At 65.9% G+C, this 18,717-nt stretch carries 22 protein-coding genes; 9 read left to right on the top strand and 13 right to left on the bottom strand.

The features are described 5' to 3' along the window. Positions 1-55: 55 nt before the first annotated feature. From AC0Z6F_RS01240 to AC0Z6F_RS01255, 4 genes are read right to left on the bottom strand one after another with little or no spacing between them, the layout of a single operon-like run. The gene (locus tag AC0Z6F_RS01240; protein ID WP_006374019.1) at positions 56-427 is read right to left on the bottom strand and encodes a YfeK family protein; all 372 of its coding nucleotides are present in this window, start codon (positions 425-427) and stop codon (positions 56-58) included. Between the two features lie 58 nt (positions 428-485). Continuing rightward, a complete protein-coding gene (gene phaC / locus AC0Z6F_RS01245; protein WP_485616412.1) occupies positions 486-1,553 on the bottom strand; it encodes a class III poly(R)-hydroxyalkanoic acid synthase subunit PhaC in 1,068 nt (355 codons plus the stop codon). After that, positions 1,550-2,626 (bottom strand): class III poly(R)-hydroxyalkanoic acid synthase subunit PhaE, encoded by a 1,077-nt coding sequence (gene phaE / locus AC0Z6F_RS01250; RefSeq protein ID WP_006374021.1) that lies wholly within the window; start codon positions 2,624-2,626, stop codon positions 1,550-1,552. The genes phaC and phaE overlap by 4 nt, the downstream gene beginning before the upstream one ends. A gap of 22 nt (positions 2,627-2,648) precedes the next feature. Continuing rightward, positions 2,649-3,263, bottom strand: a complete 615-nt coding sequence (locus tag AC0Z6F_RS01255) for a CDP-alcohol phosphatidyltransferase family protein (RefSeq protein ID WP_012511419.1) — start codon at positions 3,261-3,263, stop codon at positions 2,649-2,651. A 344-nt stretch (positions 3,264-3,607) separates the two neighbouring features. On the opposite strand from AC0Z6F_RS01255, the gene AC0Z6F_RS01260 reads away from it, so the two are divergent. Next, entirely contained in the window at positions 3,608-4,258 is a 651-nt protein-coding gene (locus tag AC0Z6F_RS01260) for a class I SAM-dependent methyltransferase (protein WP_485616409.1), read from the top strand. A gap of 30 nt (positions 4,259-4,288) precedes the next feature. Here the strand turns inward: AC0Z6F_RS01260 and AC0Z6F_RS01265 are convergent, their stop codons facing one another. From AC0Z6F_RS01265 to ppsR, 3 genes are all read right to left on the bottom strand, one after another. Beyond that, positions 4,289-4,777, bottom strand: a complete 489-nt coding sequence (locus AC0Z6F_RS01265; protein ID WP_012511421.1) for an NUDIX hydrolase — start codon at positions 4,775-4,777, stop codon at positions 4,289-4,291. A gap of 40 nt (positions 4,778-4,817) precedes the next feature. After that, positions 4,818-5,327 (bottom strand): DUF1249 domain-containing protein, encoded by a 510-nt coding sequence (locus AC0Z6F_RS01270; protein WP_006374079.1) that lies wholly within the window; start codon positions 5,325-5,327, stop codon positions 4,818-4,820. 169 nt (positions 5,328-5,496) lie between these two features. After that, positions 5,497-6,318, bottom strand: coding sequence for a posphoenolpyruvate synthetase regulatory kinase/phosphorylase PpsR (ppsR, locus tag AC0Z6F_RS01275; RefSeq protein ID WP_012511422.1), 822 nt, complete (start codon positions 6,316-6,318; stop codon positions 5,497-5,499). 144 nt (positions 6,319-6,462) lie between these two features. Between ppsR and ppsA the strand changes: the two genes are divergently transcribed. Both ppsA and AC0Z6F_RS01285 read left to right on the top strand, forming a co-directional pair. Further along, on the top strand, positions 6,463-8,841 hold the full coding sequence (ppsA, locus tag AC0Z6F_RS01280; protein WP_485616405.1) for a phosphoenolpyruvate synthase: 2,379 nt from the start codon (positions 6,463-6,465) through the stop codon (positions 8,839-8,841). Positions 8,842-8,977: 136 nt separating this feature from the next. Then, complete coding sequence (locus tag AC0Z6F_RS01285; protein ID WP_006374142.1) at positions 8,978-9,871, top strand: mechanosensitive ion channel family protein; 894 nt, start codon at positions 8,978-8,980, stop codon at positions 9,869-9,871. Between the two features lie 87 nt (positions 9,872-9,958). Here the strand turns inward: AC0Z6F_RS01285 and AC0Z6F_RS01290 are convergent, their stop codons facing one another. The 5 genes from AC0Z6F_RS01290 to AC0Z6F_RS01310 form a co-directional block, all read right to left on the bottom strand. Continuing rightward, positions 9,959-11,074, bottom strand: coding sequence for an alkene reductase (locus AC0Z6F_RS01290; RefSeq protein ID WP_485616403.1), 1,116 nt, complete (start codon positions 11,072-11,074; stop codon positions 9,959-9,961). Between the two features lie 191 nt (positions 11,075-11,265). Then, the gene (locus AC0Z6F_RS01295; protein WP_012511425.1) at positions 11,266-12,138 is read right to left on the bottom strand and encodes an EcsC family protein; all 873 of its coding nucleotides are present in this window, start codon (positions 12,136-12,138) and stop codon (positions 11,266-11,268) included. A gap of 159 nt (positions 12,139-12,297) precedes the next feature. Continuing rightward, the gene (gene orn, locus AC0Z6F_RS01300) at positions 12,298-12,870 is read right to left on the bottom strand and encodes an oligoribonuclease (protein WP_012511426.1); all 573 of its coding nucleotides are present in this window, start codon (positions 12,868-12,870) and stop codon (positions 12,298-12,300) included. Positions 12,871-12,944: 74 nt separating this feature from the next. Continuing rightward, entirely contained in the window at positions 12,945-13,469 is a 525-nt protein-coding gene (tadA, locus tag AC0Z6F_RS01305) for a tRNA adenosine(34) deaminase TadA (RefSeq protein ID WP_032971011.1), read from the bottom strand. Positions 13,470-13,544: 75 nt separating this feature from the next. After that, positions 13,545-13,904 carry a winged helix-turn-helix transcriptional regulator gene (locus tag AC0Z6F_RS01310; protein ID WP_006374229.1) on the bottom strand — a complete coding sequence of 120 codons (360 nt, stop codon included), beginning with the start codon at positions 13,902-13,904 and terminating at the stop codon, positions 13,545-13,547. A gap of 77 nt (positions 13,905-13,981) precedes the next feature. Between AC0Z6F_RS01310 and AC0Z6F_RS01315 the strand changes: the two genes are divergently transcribed. From AC0Z6F_RS01315 to AC0Z6F_RS01325, 3 genes are all read left to right on the top strand, one after another. Next, positions 13,982-14,749 (top strand): NAD(P)H-dependent oxidoreductase, encoded by a 768-nt coding sequence (locus tag AC0Z6F_RS01315; RefSeq protein ID WP_012511429.1) that lies wholly within the window; start codon positions 13,982-13,984, stop codon positions 14,747-14,749. A 68-nt stretch (positions 14,750-14,817) separates the two neighbouring features. After that, complete coding sequence (locus AC0Z6F_RS01320; RefSeq protein ID WP_006374231.1) at positions 14,818-15,255, top strand: acetyltransferase; 438 nt, start codon at positions 14,818-14,820, stop codon at positions 15,253-15,255. Positions 15,256-15,313: 58 nt separating this feature from the next. After that, positions 15,314-15,520: a hypothetical protein gene (locus tag AC0Z6F_RS01325; protein ID WP_005410107.1), complete on the top strand. Its 207-nt coding sequence runs from the start codon at positions 15,314-15,316 to the stop codon at positions 15,518-15,520. 18 nt (positions 15,521-15,538) lie between these two features. On the opposite strand, the gene AC0Z6F_RS01330 is transcribed toward AC0Z6F_RS01325, so the two are convergent. Further along, positions 15,539-16,045 carry a GNAT family N-acetyltransferase gene (locus tag AC0Z6F_RS01330; RefSeq protein WP_012511430.1) on the bottom strand — a complete coding sequence of 169 codons (507 nt, stop codon included), beginning with the start codon at positions 16,043-16,045 and terminating at the stop codon, positions 15,539-15,541. Between the two features lie 278 nt (positions 16,046-16,323). On the opposite strand from AC0Z6F_RS01330, the gene AC0Z6F_RS01335 reads away from it, so the two are divergent. Genes AC0Z6F_RS01335 through AC0Z6F_RS01345 form a run of 3 tightly spaced genes read left to right on the top strand, consistent with a single transcriptional unit; the run spans position 16,324 to position 18,692 of the window. Beyond that, a complete protein-coding gene (locus tag AC0Z6F_RS01335; protein ID WP_006374288.1) occupies positions 16,324-16,674 on the top strand; it encodes a hypothetical protein in 351 nt (116 codons plus the stop codon). A 39-nt stretch (positions 16,675-16,713) separates the two neighbouring features. Next, positions 16,714-17,367: a hypothetical protein gene (locus AC0Z6F_RS01340; protein WP_006374290.1), complete on the top strand. Its 654-nt coding sequence runs from the start codon at positions 16,714-16,716 to the stop codon at positions 17,365-17,367. Beyond that, a complete protein-coding gene (locus tag AC0Z6F_RS01345) occupies positions 17,364-18,692 on the top strand; it encodes an XVIPCD domain-containing protein (RefSeq protein WP_012511431.1) in 1,329 nt (442 codons plus the stop codon). The genes AC0Z6F_RS01340 and AC0Z6F_RS01345 overlap by 4 nt, the downstream gene beginning before the upstream one ends. Positions 18,693-18,717 lie beyond the last annotated feature (25 nt).

Raw genomic sequence — 18,717 nt, forward strand, 5'->3', positions numbered from 1 at the left:
CCTGGGCTACGGGAAAAGCAGTCGTGCGTGGCTCGACTTTACACCGCCCCTATGTCTACGGCGTGCGGTGGCGCAGGGCCTGCAGGCGTGCGCCGAACCAGGCTGCCGCGGTCTGTTCAGGCTGCCCCGGACACTGGATACGGTAGGGCTTGCCGCTCATGCTGCTCTGGCTGGCGGCGCGCTCGATGAACTGCTCGGCGCTGTCCACCATGTTCTTTTTCAGCAGGTAATCGTACTTGCGCTGCAGGTGCGACCGCGCATCGCTGCCGTCGTGCCAACTGCCATTGCGCTGGAAACGGCATTGGGAGCCGTCCAGGCTGGAAATCAGCTGCGCGATCTCCCGTTGCGCCTGCGGGCTGGGGGCAGCGTGGGCAACAGGTGCAGCCAGCAGCAGCGTAGCAAGCAGCATCGAAATCCTTTGCGACATCATCACCCTCCATGCAGTCGAGCATGGCTCGACTCTACAAAAAAAAAAGAAACCGGCTTTACGCGTCGCGCGCTTTCAACCAGCCATCGATCGTCGCCGGCACTTCGCGTTGTGCACGCCCGGAAACATAGATACCGATGTGCCCGCCGCGGAAACTGGACTCGGTGTAATCCTCGGTGCCCAGTCGGCCACGCATCGCGCGCGAGGCGTCCGGCGGCACCAGATGGTCCTGCTCGGCGTAGATGTTCAGTACCGGCAGGGTCACCTTCGACAGATCCACCGCCTCTTCGCCGATCCGCACCGTGCCGTACATCAGCCCGTTGCCCTGGTAGAACTGCTTGATGAAGTCGCGGAACGCCTCGCCCGCCAGGTCCGGTGAATCGAAGATCCACTTCTCCATGCGCAGGAAATCCTCCAGCGCCGCCTTGTCATCAAGGATGTCGAGCAGGCCGACGTACTTCTGCACGTTCAGACGGAACGGCTTGAGCATCAGGTAACTGGCATTCATCAGCTCGGCCGGGATGTTGCCCAGCGTGTCGACCAGCAGGTCCACATCCACCTGCCGCGCCCAGTGCGAGAGCATGTTGTCGGCGGTGTGGAAATCGACCGGGGTGACCATGGTGATCAGCTTGCCCAGCTTCTGCCGGCGCAGCGCGGCGTAGCAGAGTGCGAACACGCCTCCCTGGCAGATGCCCAGCATGTCCACCGGACCACCGCTGCGCGCGCGCAGCGCATCCACCGCGCCATCGATGTAGCGCAGCAGGTAGTCCTCCAGGGTCTGGAAGCGTCCGGAACGGTCCGGGTAGCCCCAGTCCAGGACGTACACGTCCTGGCCCAGCGCCAGCAGCTTCTGCACCAGCGAACGGTCGGCCTGCAGGTCAACCATGTACGGCCGATTGACCAACGCGTAGACGATCAGCAGCGGCGTGCGCCGGGTCGGCGCCTGCTCACCGACGAAGCGGTACAGCACCACCTTGCCATCGCGCCAGACCTCCTCGCGGGCGGTCACGCCGTAATCAACATCTTCGACCTGCGGCAGCAGCTTCAGCCCTTCCATCAGCTTGCGCTGCATGGCCAGGGTTTCCTGCATCAGGTCATCGGCGTTGAAGCCCAGCGGTCCTTTCATCGGTCACGCGCCCGCGTGGAAGTACGGGGCGCTGCCTTTGGTGCAGCCTTCTTCGCGGACGACTTTTTCGCAGACGCCTTCTTTGCGGGCGCCACCTTCTTCGCGGCCTTGCGCGCGGCCGGCTTCACCTTCGCCGGCGCCGGTTGCGCCACCGGATCCACCTCGGCGGTACCGGCCAGCACCGCCACCTGTGCCTGCAGGCGGCGCAGGCTGCGCTCCAGCTCGGCGATGCGGCGGTGTGCGGCGTCCATCTCGCTCCGGGTCGGCAGGCCGATACGTTCACTCATCTGTTCCACCTCGCGCTGCAGGCCGGCGCGCAGGCGCATCTGTGCGTTGCCCAGCGAGGCGTACACCTGCTGGAACGGTTCGGACATGGCGACCTTGGCGTAGGCCTCCTCGGCCACTTCGATCCACAGGTCGAACATCGCGCGGGCGCTGGTCAGCTGGCTGCCCGGCTGCTCGTGCTCGGCCAGGCGCTGCTCGAACAGCGCAAAGGCCTCGTCCAGTGCCTGCTTGATCTGATCGACGTAGGCGCGTGAATGCTGCTGGTATTCCTCCTGCGCACGCAGCAGGGACTGCCAGCGCGCCTGGTGCTCGCGGCCGGGGCCGAACGCCGGGCTCTGCAGCCACGGGCCGGCCTGCAACTGGAACTGCTGCAGCCACGCCGCAAATTCGGGCACCGCGGCACCTGCGTGGGTACTGCCCCGGGCGCCCTGCAGCATCCACTGCAGCATGCCATCGCCCTGCCCCTGCACCGCCTCGCGCCAGGCCTGGGCCACGTCGGCGCTGCTGGCATCGCGGCCGGCGAAGCGCGCAGCCACTTCCTGCATGGTGCCGTACCAGCTGCCGGCCTGTTCGCGGAACCGGCGCACGGCATCTTCCGGCGCGCCCTGTCCCTGCTCTGGCAACAGCTGGCCCCACCAGTCGAACAGGCGCCGCCAGCTGCCGGGGTCGTCACCGGCCGGTGCACCCGGGGTGGACGCATGACGCAGGGCGTCGCCCCAGGCGCCGAAGTACTGCCGGGCCAGGGTCTCGAAATCACTGCTGCCGGGGTCGTGGGCCGAGCTGGTCATCGCAGGCCTCCGCAGGGCTGGCTCATGGCTTGGGGATGCGCAGGGTCTTGCTGATCATCAGCGACCCGGACAGGGCGAACAGCAGCACCATCGGGTGCAGCTGCCACGGCCCGATCTGCCACTGGCCGAACCAGATGTCCTGGCCGATGGCGCCGGTGCCGGCGGCGATGGCCAGCACGATCACCAGCAGCAGGCTGGTCGGGATCGGCGTGCCCTCGAAATACTTGACCTTGCCTTCGTCGCCGGCCAGTGCCTCGGCGGTGACGTTGTAGCGGGCCAGGCGGCTGACACCGCAGCAGACGAAGTAGCTCAGCACCAGCCAGTCCCAGCCGCCCTGCATACCGCAGGCATAGGCCAGCGCCGCCGGCGCCACACCGAAGGAGATCACATCGGACAGCGAGTCCAGCTCACGTCCCAGGGTGGAGCTGGACTTGCGCCAGCGCGCGATGTGCCCGTCGAGGGCATCGAAGATGAAGGCCAGCGGGATCAGCGCCATGCCGAACAGCAGATAGCCGCGCTCGCCGTCCTGCAGGAAGCGCATCGCGGCGAAGACCGCACCGGTGCCGCAGAAAGCATTGGCCAGGGTGAACCAGTCGGCCAGCTGGAATTCGCGCAGCATCGAGAAGTGACGTTTCATGGAGTCTCACGGAGCATCAAGGGCCACAGGTTACCGCGAGCACCGCTGCTGGCGACAGCGGCGGCAGCGGCCATCCTTCACCGCTCCCTCACCTGCCCTCACCGGCGGTGAATTTTTCGCCACCCATCTTGACAGCCTAGGGGGGTGGCGCCTGTCGGCGCTTATCCACAAAGTTGCCCACGCGTAATCCACACCCCCTGTGGACAACCAGATCTCACCGACTGCGACGCTGGACATTTCCTCATCACCCCGAAGCGGGGTTTCCCTACTTCCCAAGCCGCAGGGTCGGCGCTATGGTCACCGGCGGACCCGCCGCCGCCACGTCCGAAACTCTGCAACGGACGATGATGATGCTGGATGCTCCTACCCTGGCCGCACAGCTGCGGCAGCCCCATGGCGAGGCTGCGCTGGAGGTGGCCGACGCGATGAACCGCAGCAACGGCGCACTCAACCAGGCCGCGATCGGGCTGCTGGCCGCCTCCGCTGGTGAACGGATCCTGGAGATCGGCCCGGGCAACGCCGCATTCGCGCCGCAGCTGCTGCAGGCCTCCGGCAGCCACTATCTGGGCATCGAGCTGTCCACGGCCATGGTCGAGGCCGGCAACCAGCGGCTGGCCAGTGCCGGACTGGCTGAGCGTGCCGCGATGCGCCATAGCGACGCCCATGCCCTGCCGGTCGCCGACGCCTCGATGGACGCCGCGCTGGCGGTCAATACCCTGTACTTCTGGCCGCACCTGGCGCCGGTGCTCGACGAGTTGGCGCGGGTGCTGCGCCGGGGTGGCCGGCTGTGCCTGGCCTTCGGTGACGCGGCCTTCATGCGTAGCCTGCCATTTGCCAGCGACTTCCAGCTGCATGAGCTGGACGCGGTGGAACTGGCACTGCGCGTTTCCGGCTTCAGCGTTTCGGCCTGGCGCAGCCACCGGGAATCCGCGACCGGCAATGACGGGCAGGTTCGCGAGAAGCACTTCCACCTGCTGCTGGCGCAACGGCGGTAATGCCCGCCGGGCCATGCCCGGCGAGCCGCCTCACAGCCGGCTGTACGCCCAGCTCACCATGCGGCCGTCCTTGTACGGCATCACGCCGTGGAACGGGCGCGGGTCGGCGTCGAACACCAGCGGCAGGAAGTTGCGGTCACCCTCCCACATCGGCAGCTGGTCGAGCTTGTCCACATCCACCCATTCCAGGGTGCCCTCGTGGTTGCCGCCGTGCGGGGTGCCTTCGAAGCTGTCGATGACGAACACGAAGCCCAGCCAGTCCTCGCCATGCTTGCCGAAACCCGGCCAGCTGATGGTGCCGCGCAGGCGCATGTCCATGCAGTCGATCCCGGCTTCCTCGGCGATCTCGCGGCGCATGCCAGCGGCCACGTCTTCGGTCGGTTCGATTTTGCCGCCCAGGCCGTTGTACTTGCCCAGGTGGTGGTCACCGGGACGGGTATTGCGATGGATCATCAGCACCTGGCGACGATCCGGCGACAGCACGTAGCCCAGGGTGGCGACGATCGGGGTATACGGCATGGCAGCATCCAGCGGCAGGTCAGCCGTGGATTATGGCCGATCAGCGCACCAGCGACAGGCGGCGCTCGGCGGGCGTGCTGGCGCCGTCGGGATCGCGGCGCAGGGTGGCGACGCCGTGGCCACGTTCGGCCAGGTATTCCAGCCACTTGCCGAGGAAGGTGTTCATCCGCATGCGGTGGCTGATCAGCTCTGCCGGCGGCGGGTACAGGCCCATCGTGTCCTGCCAGCGGCGGCCGACATAGCAGTGGGTGGTCTCGGCCTGGCGCGCATCACGGTACAGGCGTACATAGGCCGAGGGATCCGGCTCGCCGGTGACCGGATCGGCCAGGTCGTAGGTCAGGCGCAGCTCCACCGTGTAGCGGTGGCACTCGATCACGTCCAGGCGAACATCCAGGCCGTCGCCGATCGAGGAAATGTAGCTGCCCGCCACCAGCCCGGCCGGTTCGAACAGGCGCACCAGGTGCCGGTAGTTTTCCGCGTACAGGCCCATGAGCCAGCTGAGCCGGCTCAGGCGGGGAATGCGTTCGGTGCGGGGCAAGGCTCGGGCCATGGGTCGATCCTACACGTTGGTGCTTCAACGTGGGGGCGGGATCGCCCCGACCAAAGGGGCTCGGTATCGACCAACGGTCGATACCCACCGCGGAGGAGGGGCGATGCCCGCCACGGAGGTAGGCCCCGACCACGCAGGTAGGCCACGACCGTTGGTCGTGGCGCGCGGATCAATACAGCTCGCGCTGCAACCCCAGCGTGGCCAGCACCTTGCTGGAGATCTCCTCGATCGAGGTATGGGTGGTGCTCAGGGTCGGGATGCGCTCCATCTGGAACATCACCTCGGCCGCGGCCACCTCGCGCTTGCAGGTATCCAGGTTGGCATAGCGCGAATTCGGGCGGCGCTCCTGGCGGATCTGCTGCAGGCGGTCCGGGTCGATGGTCAGGCCGAACAGCTTGCGCCGGTAGTTGCGCAGGCGCGGCGGCAGGCGGTCGCTTTCCAGATCCTCGTCGGTCAGCGGGTAATTGGCCGCACGCACCCCGTAATGCAGGGCCAGGTAGATGCAGGTGGGCGTCTTGCCGGCCCGCGACACCGCCACCAGGATCACGTCGGCGTCGTCGTAATTCACCGCGATGCCGTCGTCATGGGTCAGCGCGAAGTTCATCGCGTTGATGCGGCGGTGGTAGGTGTCGAAGTCGACCATGCCATGGGCCTGCCCCACCCGGTTCACCCGCGAGCTGGACAGTTCACGCTCCAGCGGCTCGATGAACGGCGCGAACACATCGAGCATCAGGGCCCCGCTCTCGGCCAGGATCAGGCTCAGGCTCTGGTCCACGCAGGAGTTCACCACGATCGGCCTGACCTGGTAACGCTCCCCCGCCGCCTGGATCCGGGAACAGGCTTCCCGGGCTTTTTCGGGGTCGTCTACAAACGACATCCGGTCGGTAATGAAGCTGAACCCGGAGAACTGGGTCAGCAGGCTATGCCCAATGGTTTCAGCGGTGATACCGGTTCCATCGGAAACGTAGAACACCGGACGGATGGTCGACATGCGCGCTTTTACCCCCTACGAAGCCTAAAAGGGCCGCCAACACAAGCTTGTGCCGACAGCGGTCTGCCCGGCATCATATCGGCTTCTTCCTACGGACGCGGCCACTCAGCCCGCCTCGGGCGATGGCCAAACGGAGCATCGCGCTTGAACGAGAACATCCTGTGGTTGCACGAACTGCGTCTGGCCGACCTGGCCCGCGTAGGCGGCAAGAATTCCTCGCTGGGCGAGATGATCGGCAATCTGGCCGGTCTGGGCGTCTCCGTTCCTGGAGGTTATGCGACCACGTCTGAAGCCTTCAAGGACTTCATCGCGCACAACGACCTGTCCAAGCGCATCTTCGACAAGCTGGCCACGCTGGACGTCGAAGACGTCAACGCGCTGACCGCCGCCGGCAAGGAGATCCGCAGCTGGGTGATCGACGCGCCGCTGCAGCCGCAGCTGGACCAGGACATCCGTACCGCCTACGCCAAGCTGAGCGCCGACAACGGCGGCGGCGACGTGGCCGTGGCCGTGCGTTCGTCGGCCACCGCCGAGGATCTGCCCGATGCCTCCTTCGCCGGCCAGCAGGAAACCTTCCTCAACGTCACCGGTGCCGACGACGTCGTGCACAAGGTCAAGGAAGTGTTCGCCTCGCTGTACAACGACCGTGCCATCGCCTACCGCGTGCACCACGGCTTCAAGCATGAAGACGTGTTCCTGTCCGCCGGCGTGCAGCTGATGGTGCGTTCCGGCGTCGGTTCCTCCGGCGTGCTGTTCACCCTGGACACCGAGTCCGGCTTCCGCGACGTGGTGTTCGTCACCTCCTCGTTCGGCCTCGGCGAAATGGTCGTGCAGGGCGCGGTCAACCCGGACGAGTACTACGTCTACAAGCCCACCCTGCAGGCCGGCAAGCCGGCGATCCTGCGCCGCTCGCTCGGCAGCAAGGCGATCCGCATGGTGTATTCGGATGTCCCCGGTGAGCGCGTCAGGATCGAGGACACCCCGGCCGAACTGCGCACCACCTTCTCGATCAGCGACGAGGACGTGCAGGAACTGTCCAAGCAGGCGCTGGTCATCGAAAAGCACTACGGCCGCCCGATGGACATCGAGTGGGCCAAGGACGGTGTCAGCGGCAAGCTGTTTATCGTCCAGGCGCGCCCGGAAACGGTGAAGTCGCGCAGCCATGCCACCCAGATCGAGCGCTTCGCGCTGACCGAAAAGGGCGGCAACGTGCTGGCCGAGGGCCGTGCCGTGGGTGCCAAGATCGGCGCCGGCGTGGCCCGCGTGGTGAAGACGCTGGAAGACATGAACCGCGTGCAGCCGGGCGACGTGCTGATCGCCGACATGACCGACCCCGATTGGGAGCCGGTGATGAAGCGTGCATCGGCCATCGTCACCAATCGCGGTGGCCGTACCTGCCACGCCGCGATCATCGCGCGCGAGCTGGGCGTGCCGGCCGTGGTCGGTTCGGGCAACGCCACCAAGGTCATCGAAGATGGCCAGCTGGTCACCGTCAGCTGCGCTGAAGGCGATACCGGTTTCATCTACGAAGGCAAGCTGGGCTTCGAGCGCACCACCACCGATCTGGGCAACATGCCGCCGGCACCGTTGAAGATCATGATGAACGTGGCCAACCCGGAACGTGCCTTCGACTTCGGCCAGCTGCCGAACGCCGGCATCGGCCTGGCCCGCCTGGAAATGATCATCGCCAGCCACATCGGCATCCACCCGAACGCCCTGCTGGAATACGACCGTCAGGATGCGGCGACGAAGAAGAAGATCGACGAGAAGATCGCCGGCTATTCCGATCCGGTCGGCTTCTACGTGGACCGCCTGGCCGAAGGCATCGCCACCCTCACCGCCTCGGTCGCACCGAACGCCGTGATCGTGCGCCTGTCGGACTTCAAGTCCAACGAGTACGCCAACCTGATCGGCGGCAGCAACTACGAGCCGCACGAAGAGAACCCGATGATCGGCTTCCGCGGCGCCAGCCGTTACGTCGACCCGAGCTTCTCGGCCGCCTTCGCGCTGGAGTGCAAGGCCGTGCTGCGCGTGCGCAACGAAATGGGCCTGGACAACCTGTGGGTCATGATTCCGTTCGTGCGCACCCTGGAAGAAGGCCGCAAGGTCATCGAGGTGCTGGAACAGAACGGCCTGAAGCAGGGCGAGAACGGCCTGAAGATCATCATGATGTGCGAAGTGCCGTCCAACGCACTGCTCGCCGATGAGTTCCTGGAGATCTTCGACGGCTTCTCGATCGGTTCCAACGACCTGACCCAGCTGAGCCTGGGCCTGGACCGCGACTCGTCGATCGTCGCGCACCTGTTCGACGAACGTAACCCGGCGGTGAAGAAGCTGCTGTCGATGGCGATCAAGGCAGCACGTGCCAAGGGCAAGTACGTTGGCATCTGCGGCCAGGGCCCGTCCGATCACCCGGATCTGGCCGAATGGCTGATGCAGGAAGGCATCGAGTCGGTGTCGTTGAACCCGGATACCGTGGTCGATACCTGGCTGCGCCTGGCCAAGCTGAAGGCCAAGGGCTGAGACCGTGATTGCTGAGGGCTGACGTCGCTTTCATCGGCGCCAGCCCATACTTCAGCTGCATGCAAGCCCCGCCTCTGCGGGGCTTGTTGTTTCTGGCGTCTGCGCGCGCCACCTCCCCCGCCGCAAAGGAGCCCGCATGCTCGCTACTGCCCCACCCGCCCCCGCCGCAACGCCCTGGTTCCACTCACTCGATTGGGAGCGCCTGCTGGAAACCTACGGCGTGCCGTTGCTGGCCGCCATTGTTGTGCTGCTGGTCGGCATGTGGGTGGCACGACGCCTGTCCAATGCGATGCCGCGCGCCACCGCGCGCATGGGCGTGGACCCGATGCTGGGAAGCTTCCTGCGCAACGTGGTCTATGCCACGTCGCTGGTGATCGTGGTGGTATTGGCCATTGGCACGCTGGGCGTGCAGATCACCCCGCTGCTGGCCGTGCTCGGCACCGCCGGCCTGGCGGTGGGCCTGGCGCTGAAGGATTCGCTGTCCAACATCGCCTCGGGCGTGATGCTGGTGACGCTGCGGCCGTTCCGCGTCGGTGATGTGGTGACGGTGGCTGGGCAGACCGGCACGGTGCGCGAGGTACGCATCTTCCAGACCGTCATCACCGGTGCCGACAACCAGCACACCACCATTCCAAACACGTTGATCACCGCTGCGCCGATCATCAACCTGACCGCCGAACCGACCCGCCGTGTCGAACTGGTGGTGGGCATCGGCTACGAAGACAACATCCAGCTGGCGCGCGACACCGCGCTGGCGCTGATGAAGGCCGACCCGCGCGTGCTACAGACACCGGCACCGGATGTGGTGGTGTATGAGCTGGGTGCGCACGCGATCAACCTCGGCATCCGCTGCTACGTGAAGTCCGCCGACTGGTTCGGCACCAAGGTCACGCTGCTGGAGCAGCTCAAGCTGGGCTTCGACAGGGCCGGGATCAACATTCCGTATCCGCAGCAGGACATGCACCTGTACCTGCATGGCAAGGATGGCGGCGTGGTCGAGGCCGACGCGCTGGTGCGCGACAAGCCCTGATCCCAAACAGAAATGCCGGCCAGCGGCCGGCACTACCCTGCCCCGCGCACCCTGGTAGTGCCGGCCGCTGGCCGGCAACCTCCGGGATCAGGCGGCAACGCTTTCTTCCAGCACCGGGTAATCGGTAAACCCGACCGCGCCACCGCCAAAGAACGTCGCGCGATCCGGCGGATTCAGCTCCGCACCCAGACGCAGGCGCTCCGGCAGATCCGGGTTGGCAATGAACGGGCGGCCGAAGCCGATCAGGTCGGCCCAGCCTTCGGCCAGTGCCTGCTCGGCGCGTTCGGCGGTGTACTTGCCGGCGTAGATCAGGGTGCCCGGGTAGACCATGCGCAGTGCCTGCTTGAACGCTACCGGCATCAGCGGTGCGTCGTCCCAGTCGGCCTCGGCGATGTGCAGGTAGCCCACGCCCAGCCCGCCCAGCAGGTGTGCCGCAGCGAGATAGGTGGCCTGCGGCGTGTCGTCCACCGCGCCCTGCAACGTCGTCAGCGGCGCCAGGCGCACGCCAACGCGCTCACCACCGGCCACCGCCACCACCGCCTCCACTACTTCACGCAGGAAGCGCAGCCGGTTCTGCAACGCGCCACCGTAGCCGTCGGTGCGCTGGTTGGCCTGCGAATCGATGAACTGGTTGATTAGATAACCATTGGCCCCGTGCAGCTCAACGCCATCGAAACCGGCCGCCAGCGCATTGCGGGTGGCCTGTGCGTAGTCGGCGATGATGCCGGGAATCTCGGCCTCGGCCAGCGCGCGCGGCATCGAGTGCTGGATCATCTCACCCACCCCGGCTTCGGGACCCGCGCCGGTGGGGTCGACAAACACCTTCACGCCTTCGGCCAGCAGCGCCGACGACGACACCGGTGCTGCACCGCCGGGCTGCAGCGCCACGTGCGAGACCCTGCCTACGTGCCACAACTGGGCGTAGATGCGACCGCCTGCAGCGTGCACGGCATCTGTCACCTGTCGCCAGCCCTGCACCTGTTCGGCGCTGTGGATGCCCGGCGTCCAGGCATAGCCCTGGCCCTGCGGGCTGATCTGGGTACCTTCGCTGACGATCAGGCCGGCACCGGCGCGCTGCGCGTAGTAGGCGGCCATTTCCGCAGTGGCAACGTTGCCGTCGGCGGCACGCGAGCGGGTCATCGGCGGCATCACGATACGGTTGGGCAGGGCCAACAGGCCCAGACGGTGGGGAGTGAACAACATGGCGGCGATCTCTTGCGGGGGGACTGACCGCAAGGATGGGGATGGATGCCGCAGCGCAACAGGCGGATCGTGGCAAAACAGTTGTGCCTGGCAGGCAAGGGTCAGAGCCCTTCCTGCGGAAGGGCTCTGACCCTGTGCGAGGTCGGGGTCGGATCCCTTTGCAACGCAAAGGGCTCTGACCCCGAAGCGGGTTACAACGTGGGCTCGATCAACGCCCCGCCATGCGCCACACGGTCATAGCAGGTGCGCACTACGTCTTCGCCGTACTTGCGCTCCAGCCGGCGCACGATGAAGTGGCCGCGCGCCATGTCCTGGTAGTAATCGGTGAACATCGTGTTGAGCGTCGCACCGGCAGCGGCACCCACGATTGGCACCGCCTGTGCGGCGAATTTCTCGGTGACCACCACGCCGAAGCGCGCGGCCACCTTCTCCACCATCTTCGCCAGCAGCTTGCCGGCTTCCTTCGGTGCCACGCCCAGGGTGAGGTCACGGCCGGTCACCACGCGCCCGGCCAGCTCAGCCGACAGATGGCGCATCACATCGGTGGTGAAGCCCCGGGCCAGGTAATAGCCCGTCTCGCTGGCGTCATCGCGCGGCGAGTTGCCACCCAGCGCGAACACCTCCAGGCAGGCCTGGCGGGTACTGAACTCGGACAGGTCGAAGCCTTCGCTGCGAGCCACGTCGGCCACGGCGCGCATCATGATGGTGGTCGACACCGGCAACTCGATGAACAGCGCAGCAAAACCAAAAGCGCCGCCAACCGCACCGGAGGTCGCTGCGGCCAGCTTGTGCCAACGGGTGGATGCGCCCTTGCCGGGGGTGTTGTCCATGCTCCACAGCGCGGCCTGCGCCGACTTGGTCAGCGCCGCCTGCACCGCGCCGTGGATGCGGTTGGAGACCGAGCTGGGCAGCGCCTTCACCGCGAACTCCAGCGGCGTACCGACCAGATTGGCCATGCGCGCGGTCAGGGTCGGCGCTTCCAGCAGGGTCACCGCCCGCTGCAGGTCAGACCAGTCGCGGGCGTCGTGAGCAATGTCGCGGGGGAGCAGGATGGGCTCGTTCATGGCGCCGATCTTAGCGCCAGGGAGTTGAACGGAGGGTAGTGCCGGCCGCTGGCCGGCAACCTGATACACGCCACGAAGGCCGCTGAATTGCCGGCCAGCGGCCGGCACTACCAGTTCGCGAGTCATCCGGTAGCGCCGGGCCATGCCCGGCGTCGTTGTTCAGGCCGTGGGCAACCCCGACAGCGCGCCCATGAACTGGCGATAGTGACGCAGCTCGGCAATCGAATCGTGCACATCGCTCAGCGCGGTGTGGTTGCTGTTCTTGCCGACGCCGGCGGCCACGGTCGGCGCCCAGCGCTTGGCCAGTTCCTTCACCGTGGACACGTCCAGGTTGCGGTAGTGGAAGTACTTCTCCAGGCGCGGCATCTGGCGGTGCAGGAAGCGGCGATCCTGGCAGATCGAGTTGCCGCACATCGGCGACAGGCCGGCCGGAATCCACTGCGCCAGGAAATTCACCGTCTGCGCCTCAGCCTGGGCAAGGGTCACCGTGCTGTCCACCACACGCTGCCACAGGCCCGAGCGGCGGTGCTGGTTGCGGTTCCACTCGTCCATCGCTTCCAGCGTTTCCAGCGGATGGTGGATGGCGAATTCTGGACCTTCAGCCAGCACGTTAAGCTGGGCGTCGGTGACCACGGTGGCGATCTCGATGATCGAATCGTTGTCGGTATCCAACCCGGTCATTTCCAGGTCGATCCAGATCAGTCGTTCGTTGGCCGCGCCGTTGTCCGCCATGTGTCGCCTCGTTGCTGGGCAGGCGCGCGGCCTACCGGTGATGGAAAGAGGCGCCCATCATACCCTTTAGCCCCTCAGCCCTCGCCGGCGTGGTCTTCCAGCAGCAGCGGAGGCTTGCCGCGCTTAGCGCGGAAATAGTTGGTCAGGCGCATGCTCGCTTCCTTGGCCAGCACCCCACCGTGGATCTCCACCCGGTGGTTGTGGCGACCATCGCCGAGCAGGTCGAACACACTGCCGCAGGCCCCGGTCTTGGGATCGCTGGCCCCGTAGACCAGTCGTGCAACGCGCGCGTGCACGATCGCCATCGCGCACATTGCGCACGGCTCCAGGGTCACATACAGGGTGCTGCCGAGCAGGCGATGGTTGGCGAGCAGTTTTCCACCTGAACGCATGGCCACGATTTCGGCATGCGCACTGGGGTCGTGCGAAGCAATGTTGAGGTTCCAGCCCTCACCCAGCAGCTGGCCGTCGGCACTGACCAGCACCGCACCCACCGGGATCTCGTCGAACTCGCGTTGTGCGCGCTCGGCCAGCGCCAGCGCGTGGCGCATCCAGTGTTCGTCGGTGTCGTGCACCGGCACACCCAGGGCGTCGGTCATGGCGGTTCTCGCGTTTCTGCAGGGCCAGGATGGCCGCCGGGGCCGCATTGTACGCCCGCAGCCGTGCAGGCGCCGCTAACGCGCGTCGAAGCGCTCGCGGGCCGCGTCCAGGGCCGGAAAATTATGCTCGGCCCAACGGTCCAGGGCCGCAAGCGTGTCGACCAGAGTGCGTGCGATCGTGGTCAACCGGTACTCCACGTGCAGTGGCTTGCTGCCCAGATCGCAGCGCTCGATCAGGCCGTTGCGCTCCAGCTGCCGCAGGGTCTGGGTCAGCACCTTCTGCGAGATGCCTTCGATCTTCCGCAGCAGCGCACCATTGCGTTGCGGGCCTTCGGCCAACGCCGGCAGCAGCAGCATCACCCACTTGCCGGAGATCAGTGCCAGCGCATCGCGCGCCGAGCAGTCGGCGGCATAGACATCGCCAGGATGAGCCATGGTTACCTCAAGGTGCGTAATTGCCGGGGCATGCCAGCATCGCGAGGATGGTCGCACATTCCAATACGCCCTCCCTCATGCGCGCCCTGATCCTGCTGGCCCATCCCGAACCCCGTTCCTTCAATGCCCACCTGGCCATGCAGGCCGCCGAGCAGCTGCGGCACGACCATCTGCAGGTGGACATGGTCGACCTGTATGCAGCAGGCTTCGATCCGCTGGAAGCCGCCTGGCACCATCCACGGCGCCTGCAGCCCGAGCGCTTCGATGCCCAGCGCGAACAACGCTACAGCGCCGAACACGACCAGTTGCCCGCCGATGTGCAACGTCACCTGCAACTGCTGCGGGCCGCGGACCTGGTGATCCTGCAGTTCCCGCTGTGGTGGTTCGCGGCACCGGCCATCCTCAAGGGCTGGCTGGACCGCGTGCTGGTTTACGGACCGATGTACAACAGCCGGCAGCGCCACGAACACGGCGTGATGCGCGGCAAGCGTGCGCTGCTGAGCGTCACTACCGGCTCATCGGCACGGGCGTGCGCGCTTGATGGCCGCGAGGGTGACACCCGGTTGCTGCTGTGGCCATTGATGTACAGCCTGCGCTACGTCGGCTTCGAGGTGATGGAACCGCATGTGGTGCATGGCGTGCGTTCCGGGCTTCCAGCGGAGCGTATGCAGGCCCACGACGAGGCGCTCGCCATGGCTACGCGCAACTACCTGGAACGGCTTGCTCGGTGGAGGCAGTGGCCCCTTGTGCCCTTCAACGACAGCGAGGACTTCGAGGATGGCGTGGTGCTGCGCGCCGAGGCAACGACCCACAGCCCCTTCATCCGCCACCGCAACGATGGATGAGTCCGCGCCCGCACCTGCAGCCGGAAGGCTTCATAATGCGCGCTCATCCGAAGCACCTTGGTGAACCCATGACCACCCTGCGCTGCTCGCGCGCCGACGATGGCGCCGCCCTCGTCGACCTCTGGCGTCGCGCCGTCGACGCCACCCACGACTTCCTCAGTACCGAAGACCGCCAGGCCATCGATGCCGAAGTGGCCGCTTTCCTGCCGCAGGCGCCGATGACCGTCGCCGTCGATGCACAGGACCAGCCGCAGGGATTCATGCTGATCGACGGCACCCACATGGAAGCGCTGTTCATCGATCCGGACGTGCGCGGCACCGGTATCGGTCGGCAGCTGTTGCAGCATGCACTGGCCCTGCACCCGCAGCTGAGCACCGACGTCAACGCACAGAACGCGCAGGCCGTGGGCTTCTACCTGCGCATGGGCTTTGCCGAAACCGGTCGTTCGCCGCTGGATTCGCAGGGCCGCCCGTATCCGCTGATCCATCTTCGGCACAAGGCCTGACATCCGTCGGCAGCAGCTGCGTGCTAGCGTGGCTGCTTTCGATCAAGGAATGCCGTGCATGGATGGTGCAAAAGCCCTGTTGACCCTGTTTGCACTGGGAATCAGCCTGGTCTGGATCCTGGTGCCGTTCGCCATCTTCGCCGTGCGCAACCTGCTGCGTGAGGTACTGGTCGAGCAGCGCCGCACCAATGAACTTCTCGAGCATATCGGCGGCTACCGCATTCCGAAGCCGCAACCCGAACCGACCGTCTGGCGCGCGCCCTGAACGGGCGCCCGCCGTGGCTCAGGCTGTCGCCTCGAAGGCCGGTGAGTACTGCACCTCGCCCTGAGCCAGCGGAGGCTGCAGGCAAAGCGCCTGGAAGTACTCCGCCGGCACGCCCGGCAGCACCAGGCCCGGCTCGGCACGGAACCCGAAGCGCCCGTAATAGGCCGGCTCACCCAGCAACACGCAGCCGTACGCGCCCTGCTGACGCAAGGCTTCCAGAGCCGCGTGCATCAGGGCCGCGCCAATGCCCTGCCCCTGCCATGCGGGCAGCACCGAAATCGGGCCCAGGCCGAACCAGCCGGTGCTGCCATCGCTGACCGTCACCGGCGACAGGGCAATGTGGCCGACCACCTCGCCTTGTGCTTCGGCGACCAGCGAAATACTCAGCTCCCCACGCGAACGCAGCGCATCGACGATGAACTGCTCGGTGTGGCTGCTGTGCGGGGCTTGGCGGAAGGCGGCCTCGGTGAGTGCATGGATGGCGGCGTGGTCGGCCGTGGTTTCGGTGCGGATCTGGATGTTCATGGGTAGCTCTTCGCAGTTACTGGACACCCGGGTCCCATCGATGGCCTGAGCCGCGACGGAACACCGGATTCACTTTTGTCAGCCGCATGTTAATACGCAAAATGGGTCACGGATTAGGATACCCATCGTGGCTGGCGTCAATTTTCTGCCACTCTGACCGTGGAAACGATGGAATCACAGCGTTTCTCCGGCCCATAATGGCATCGACTGTCACCACGGAAGGAGGCACGCATGGAACGCCCATCCCTTTGCAACTGCCTGCAGGACGCACTTTGCGAATGATCTTCTACCCCCTGCTCTACCTCTGCCTGGTCGCTCCTGCGGCATGCGTGGCGCATGCAGGTGCGCAGGACTCACCGGTCGTCACGCCTCCTGCGGATGACGCCCGCTACCTGCCAGCGGGGATTCGCCTGAGGTTGCTGGGCACGGACTACGGCACCCTGTACCTGGCAAGCCTGCTGGATGAGCGCTACTACCACGGCGGATTCCGCCATTGGCTCGGCAATGCGCTGGGCAATGCGTGGCAGGCTCTGTCCAGACACCACGACGGTCGCTCGCTGCCCTCGCATCGAGAAGAGTTCTCCGATGCGCCCCTCGTGACCCAACCCGCACGGAACGTCTCGCCATGACCGACCGTTCTTCCCCCCTTTCATTACTGGAGGCCGACATTGCGCCGTAAATTCATCCCGTGCCTTGCTCTGCTTCTGTTGACCGCCTGCAATCCGGAGACCGCCATGAACCAGGAACGTGCCGCTGCTGAAGCCGATGTCGCCCAGGGTGGGCGTGGCCTCGCCAAGCTCAACCCCAGCCCACGCAAGGCCTATGAGCTTGTGCTGCGCCTTAAGGACGCCCCCGGCGACTTCGCGGTGGTCGAAGGTGTCGCGCAGTACGACGTGACCAACGAAGACCAGTGCGGGCACATCGAACCGGCCACCGGTACCGCCGCACGCATCACCAGCCAGGAGCCGGTGGAGCTGCGCAAGGTCGCCGACGGCGAGTACCGCGGCACCGTGTACCTCGACCGGATGCTGGATGAGGACTACTACGGCCGTGGCGTCTGCAAGTGGGAATTCAGCGGTGCCGGCGCGATGCTGAAGGCCACTGGTGCCGAGGGTGAGACACGCTTCCTGTCATTCATTGAGGCGTCCCCCTTCGTCAAAGGCGAGACCGAGACCCGCCACTATCCTCGTGCGGACTATCCGCGCGTGAACGAAATTCCTGACTACGGCGCAAGCGGCCAGGAAGACCCGACCAAGTTCCGCCCTGAACTGCAGAATGCGCTGTTCTCCGCTTCGCTTGAAGCCGATGAGGTCCGCCAATGAGCTTCAACAGCCAAGACTATGCTGCGCTATCCGAAGATGCATACAAGGATTACGCGGTCGGTCGTCGTGCACCTGGCCAGGATGAGATCGTCCCGATCAACGGGCACAAGTACAGGATTCTCGAGCATGTCGACAATCGACTGAACGGCTATCAGGGAACGATCTATCAACGGGTCGATACCAATGAAATCGTCGTTGCACATCGCGGCACCGAGCAGATCGCTCGTGATGCAGTCCTCACCGACGGTGGCATGGTTGTCGCCCGCACCAATGTGCAGGCCCCGGACGCCATTGCATTGACCCAGCGTGCCCTCGCCTACGCCAAGAAGGAAGGCCAGGATCTCGGACAACGTCCACCTGAGGTCACCGTCACCGGCCATTCCCTCGGCGGCGCCCTGGCCCAGATCACCTCGCACCACTTCAACGTCAAGGGCGAGACCTTCAACGCCTACGGCGCGGTCAGCCTCAGCTACCGCATTCCGGAAGGCGGCAACACCATGATCAACCACGTCATGGCTTCCGATCCGGTCAGCGCCGCCTCGCCGCACTTCGGCCAGGTCCGCATCTACGCCAAGCCCGATGAGATCAAGACGCTCGCGGCAAATGGCTTCAGCAATCACGCCCTGCGTGATCTGATTCCAGACCGTCCGATCATCGCGGCCACCAGCTCATTCGGCGCGCACAAACTGGGCAACTTCCTCAACGAAGGCTCGGTGCTGAAGCACCCGGAAACGCAGAAGCTGGCGAAAGACAACGCCAAGATGATCGAGGAGTACCGCGACGACGTCGAATCGCTGCGCCGCGGCGTTACCCGTGCGGCACGTGGCATTCCGGGCGGTGCCGTCGATCTGTACGACCACATCCGTGGCCCGCTGCAACCCGGTGAGCCGGCGCGTCGCGAGGCGGAGAAGAACGGCCATCACACCAGCATGCTGCGCATGGACGATGCCACTCATCTTGGCAACCCGCTGTTCAACGACGCGATCCGTGGCGTGCATGCGCAGGACGTTCGCGTCGGCCGCGTGCCGGATGTGATGAGTACGCAGTTGGCCGGTAGCCTGGCGGCGGAGATGCACGCTGCAGGCGGCAAGCGCATCGACGAGGTGGTGATGAATGCCGACGCCTCGCGCAGCTTCGCGGTGCAGGGCCAGGGCGGCGACCCGGCGCATCTGCGCGTATCGGTGGACACCGCCGTGGCAATGAACACCCCGCTGGAGCAGAGCAGCCAGCGCATTGATCAGCAAGCCGCGGGACAGCGTCTGGCACAGGACCGCGATCAGCAACTGGAACAACAGCAGAACCAGACCCGCAGCATGCAGGCCTGATGAACAGCGCGGGAGCCGGTCATTC

The sequence above is a fragment of the Stenotrophomonas sp. 1L-E-5-B-C3 genome (assembly GCF_057292075.1).